Raw genomic sequence first — 5,021 nt, forward strand, 5'->3', positions numbered from 1 at the left:
TGGGCACGTATCTGCGGTCGTTCACGCACGGTCACGTCCAGCAACTCGACGCCGTCGCGGCACGCCTGCTCACCGGCCTGACCGACCAGGTCCCCGGACTGCTCGACGGGGCGGATCAGGTGACGTTCGTCGATGTCGACGCTCCCCCAAGCACTTCGTGCAGGGCGGTACCCCCACGATCCGCGAGGTGCACGGCTACTCCAGCCCTTCAGTGCCTCGATCACGATCGGGTCGAGATCGAAGCGCAGGTCCGCCCACGCGGAGCCGTCGCCGAGAATGTCGGGTTTCATGGCGGCGACCCAGGGCCGGAGCCGATCCTCGTTCCAGGTGATCACGCAGAGCGCACGGATACCGCGGCTGTAGCGCACCAACTCGCCGATGTCGCCCATGTCTGCCCATGCCATCAGGACAGGGCCGGGGCCCGCTGGCATAGTGCCGCCGCGACCGGTGATGTGCTCGACGTCGTGGTGGCGCTGCACGAGTCTTTGCAGCTCAGGGCAGTTCTGGAGGTTTGACTTCAGTGAGGTCCACACCGACAGCGTCGAGCCATCCTCCATCTGTCCGACCGACCATTCGATCGCCGCAGCGACGCCCTCGTCGTCGTAGCTGGCGACGGCAGTCGGGTAGTCGACGTCGTGATCGAACGTGGTTTCCTCCACGGCGGAGCGCTGGGTCGAGATCACGCTAGCGGTCACCACCGACATCGGCCGGAGACACGAGCAGCTCCTCGTCCGTCGCCGGCCCCCGGTCTCCTCTGCCGTACCGCTGACGACCGAAACTGCCGCGGCGGCAGCGCGCCCTACGAACAGCGGTCATGGTTCCGCACCCTTTGCGACGTTTGTCGGGCCGGTGTGTCATCCTCTGACGCATGCCGAACGGACGTAACGCCGATCCCGCCGTGGTGGCCGCGAAGATGGCGCGCATCCGCGACCAACATGTGAAGCCGTTGAACGAGCTGGCCGACCGTATCGCCGATACGGTCGGCCTGCCGCACGGCCACGTTCCGTATGTCGATCCCGATCAGGGCGGGATCAACGCACGGGTACTGGTACTGCTCGACAACCCGTCCACCAAGGCCGAGGCCGGCACCGGGTCGGGACTGCTGAGCCTGGACAACGACGATCGCACCGCCCGCAACTGCCGCGAGGCGTATGCGCGTCACGGCGTGCCGTGGTCGCAGGTCGTGCACTGGAACGTGGTGCCGTTTCCGGTGGCCGGTGTCAAGAACGGTGGCTCGACCCCCGCTGAACGCGCCCGATCGGTGCGGTGGACACGCGAAGTCGTGGACCTGTGCCCGGACCTCGAGCAGGTGCTGTTGCTGGGCGCTGCCGCCCGCGACGGCTGGGCGCGGGCGGGCATCGCCCGCGATCTGTATGTGCTGCCCGGTAAGATTCCGCACTGTTCGGCCCGCGGGTTGAATTCGCCCGGGGGCCGTGAACGCTTCGAGGCGGCGATCGCGCAGATCGCCCGATCCCTCGCATTCTGAGGGGCCTGCCCCGCACACCGCATTACCGTCCGCGAATACCTGCATCAGATGCAATTCGTCATCGTCCGATGCCGATAGCCGCTCTTACGTCAACCAGTCTGGAGTATTTCCCTATCGCTAAACCAAGCCAGATTCGCGGAGGAACACGCTCGGTCCGTTGCTCTTCCGAGACCCCCATTTGGTCACGTACCAGCCGGAATAGAGAACCTCGACTGCCTCGCGTGCCCGGGTGAACGAGACATAGAACTTGCGTCGATCCTCCTCCCACGCTGCCGACCCGCGAGCTGAGTTGAAGAACGGTAGCTTGCCCTGTTCCAGCGCCGCGATAAAGACGTGATCGAACTCCAGGCCCTTGCTTGCCGACATCGTCGATACCTCGACTCGTCCGTCGCGAAGGCGAAGGCGACCCAGGTCGCGCACGGAGAAGTGGGCCATCTCCCCGGAAGGGCTCAGAGCCTCACGCATATGGACAAGTTCGTTGGCGTCGTCTGGCCGGAGAGCACTCAGAGCATTCGTAGACTCCATAATCGCCACGACAGTCTCTACGAACTCGCCCGCAGAGGTGTCCGCAGCAGCGGAGAGAAGGGCACCGACGATGTCATTGGTGCCGGCTCGTTGCACCTCCCAGTCGCCGAGCTGCTGCCATTGATCCAGGAGATCGCCCAGCTTGTAGCCGCTGTCCTCCCTGCCACACGAAGCCCAGGCAGCGAAGGCCTCTACTGTGATCGTCAGCGGCGTTGACAAGTAGCCATCCGCTCGCCAGGCCACCGGTATGCCATGCTCTCGGAGAACAGTGACGAGCTCGTTGCAGTCGTCGTGGGTGGGAGCCAGCACGGCAACCTCGTGCAATGGCACCTCGATCGCCTGCAGCTCCATGATCCGGCCGGCTATGTAGTTCGCCTGTGCACTCAATCCGCCGGGCTCGCATCGTGTAGTGACGGATCCGCCGTCTCGGGACGTCACGACCTCGGGGCCGTCGCCACCGAGAATTCGCTGGCCAGCGGCAGCGATGAGCGCCCGGCATCGATAGTTGATCCGCAGTTCTACCCGGCGGACGGATTCGTGCTCGGCGAGCTCGAGCAGGAGCTCCGGGCGAGTGCCGGTCCATCCGTAGATGGCCTGATCCGGGTCACCGACAGCGAACAGTGTCGTGCTGCCTTCATCAAACGAGAGCGCGGTGACGATGCGGTGTAGACCCGGCGCGAGGTCCTGGTACTCATCGACCATCAGATACGGGTAGCGGGCGTGAAGAACCGTTCTTACGAAGGGGTGCTCCTCGACCAGGCGAACTGCCATTGCGATGACGTCATCGAAGTCGACGTAGTCTTTGCCCCGCAGTAAGCGTTCGTACTCGAGAGCTACCGCACGAATGTCTGGGCCTGCGGCATTCCATCCCTCCTCGGTGAGGCACAGTTTGCGGTGACGCTTGACCGTCGAGTCCACATAGCGGGTGTCCTCGTGCGGGCCGAACACTCGACGAATGGCTTCCCGCATCGCGGCATTGGTTTCGCCACGCGGTGCCAGTGTGTACTTCGACCGCTCGGGGAACCCCGCTGCAGAAGCGAACGGCCGGATGATGTGGGACCAAGCGAACGAGTGAACCGTACCGACGACGACAGTGCGTCCCACCGTCTGCCCCAGGCCTCGGATTCGCGTGTGCAGCTCGGCTGCAGCTGGGTTCGTCAGCGTGATGCAAGCCAGCCCGCGGCCGGGCGCGACGGCATTGTTCGCCAACCAGACCGCTTTCGTGGTGAGCAGTTTCGTCTTGCCGCTGCCGGGAGGAGCAAGGACGGCGCAGTGCCCCTCATGCTGGAATGCTTCCCACTGCGCGGCGTTTGTCTCTAGTTCGGCGATCGCACGTCGCAGGCTAACCATGACTTACGGCTCCAACAGATATTCAAGTGCGGCGGCCAGGTGTTGCGGCGCATCGAGTTTTGCACTCGCCAGCCGTTGGGAGAATCGTCCTTTGCCTCCGATTGTGGAGATCATTTTGAGGAAAACCTTCACCTCTGGAGTCTCATGCTCCCAGGAGGCCACGGCCGCGAGGTCGTCGTGCGCAGTGTCATCAAGGAGTCCAGTCAAAACCCTGACGATCGCGGAGCGGTTCGAGTCCGATTCCACGATGATGTCGTGCTCGAACGTGGTGGCGCCGACGAAGATGGCGTCCGGGTCTGCGCCGATTTTCTGCTCCAGCAGCTGCTTGCGGCGGGCGCCGGTGACCTTGATGGTGGGGTCGCCGTCGGTCAGCACAGCCCACGGAATGCCCAGCGCCCTGCACAGCTTGATGTACGCGGCGAAGTGGGTCCCACCGATAGCGCACACAGAGATACCGACCTCGTCCAGGTCAATCCCGAGTGTGCGTGCGAGGGAGGGGACCATGAGCTGCTCAGCCACGCCCTCGACAAGCAGCACCCGCCGGGCGAAGACCAGCTCCGAGCGAGTCGCGTCTAGATATCTGTCGATGTCGTCCCACTCGTCCTGGGTCAGATTCGCTTCAGCAGCAGCGTGTGCAACGGTGCCCTCAGGGGTCGTGCGCAGCATGACGAGGTTCCGTGCCGAGGTTGCACTCGCGATGTGCGGCGAATGGGTAGTGACGACTGTCGATCGACTGACGTCGTCTTGCTGCAGGTGTTTGAACAGCAGCCGCTGAAGATGCGGATGCAGGTGCGCCTCGGGCTCTTCGATGGCGAGTAGCACATGCGCGACCTCTGCACTCTCCAGTCGCTGTTTCAGCCGCAGCTCGAGTAGCGAGAAGTACAGAACATTCAACGCGCCGAGGCTGGTGCTGGTGAGCTGCCGCTGAGCGGTTCCATCGACGAACAGCTGCATCGCTCGGATGAGCCTGCGCGGGTCCGACGAGAGCAATGATCAGAACCTGTGGATCCCGGGAGGACGCACCTTCCCGGATGATGATCGACGAAGTCACAGGAATCTGATCAAGACCAGCGTTGGCGCGCTGGCGGGAAGGCACGCCCATGCTCACGGTAGTACACGAAGACCAGGACCCGAACGAGGCCGGTGGCGGTGCCGCCACGGGTCGGTCGCTGCTCGACGAGATCGTCCGTGACGGCGCCCGGCAGATGCTCGCCGCCGCACTGCAGGCCGAGGTCGCCGACTATATCGCCCGCCACGCCGGTGAGGTCGACGACAACGGCCACCGGTTGGTCGTGCGCAACGGCTACCACACTGAACGCGACGTGATGACCGCCGCCGGAACAGTGACAGTGAAAGGCCCACGCGTGAACGACAAGCGCATCGACCCCGACATCGGCACACGCAAGAAGTTTGCCTCGTCGATCCTGCCGGCCTGGGCCCGCAAGTCCACCCAGGTGTCCGAGGTGTTGCCGCTGCTGTATCTGCACGGCCTGTCGACCAGCGACTTCGGGCCCGCACTCGAGCAGTTCCTCGGCTCCGGTGCGGGTCTTTCAGCCTCCTCGATCACCCGGCTGACCGCGCAGTGGCAGGACGAGGCGAAAGCCTTCGCCCAGCGGGATCTCTCGCAGGTCGACTACGTGTACCTGTGGGTCGTCGGAAT

Annotated in this window: 4 protein-coding genes and 1 pseudogene; 3 read left to right on the forward strand and 2 right to left on the reverse strand. The window is 64.3% G+C overall.

The genetic code is table 11. From position 1 onward, the window contains the following. Together LDQ05_RS20000 and LDQ05_RS19210 are read left to right on the forward strand one after the other, a co-directional pair. Positions 1 to 140, forward strand: a pseudogene (locus tag LDQ05_RS20000) (IS1380 family transposase); the annotation flags it as partial. Positions 141 to 868: 728 nt separating this feature from the next. Continuing rightward, positions 869 to 1,486: a uracil-DNA glycosylase gene (locus LDQ05_RS19210; protein WP_226438550.1), complete on the forward strand. Its 618-nt coding sequence runs from the start codon at positions 869 to 871 to the stop codon at positions 1,484 to 1,486. Positions 1,487 to 1,603: 117 nt separating this feature from the next. On the opposite strand, the gene LDQ05_RS19215 is transcribed toward LDQ05_RS19210, so the two are convergent. Both LDQ05_RS19215 and LDQ05_RS19220 read right to left on the reverse strand, forming a co-directional pair. Next, positions 1,604 to 3,361, reverse strand: a complete 1,758-nt coding sequence (locus LDQ05_RS19215; RefSeq protein WP_226438551.1) for an ATP-dependent helicase — start codon at positions 3,359 to 3,361, stop codon at positions 1,604 to 1,606. 3 nt (positions 3,362 to 3,364) lie between these two features. Next, positions 3,365 to 4,315 carry an ATP-dependent nuclease gene (locus tag LDQ05_RS19220; protein WP_226438552.1) on the reverse strand — a complete coding sequence of 317 codons (951 nt, stop codon included), beginning with the start codon at positions 4,313 to 4,315 and terminating at the stop codon, positions 3,365 to 3,367. 146 nt (positions 4,316 to 4,461) lie between these two features. Here LDQ05_RS19220 and LDQ05_RS19225 point away from each other — a divergent pair. Further along, positions 4,462 to 5,021: transposase (locus LDQ05_RS19225; RefSeq protein ID WP_226438553.1), on the forward strand; the 560-nt coding region annotated here is incomplete at its 3' end.

The sequence above is a fragment of the Rhodococcus yananensis genome (genome assembly GCF_020515525.1).
GTDB classification, from domain to species: Bacteria; Actinomycetota; Actinomycetes; order Mycobacteriales; family Mycobacteriaceae; genus Rhodococcus; species Rhodococcus yananensis.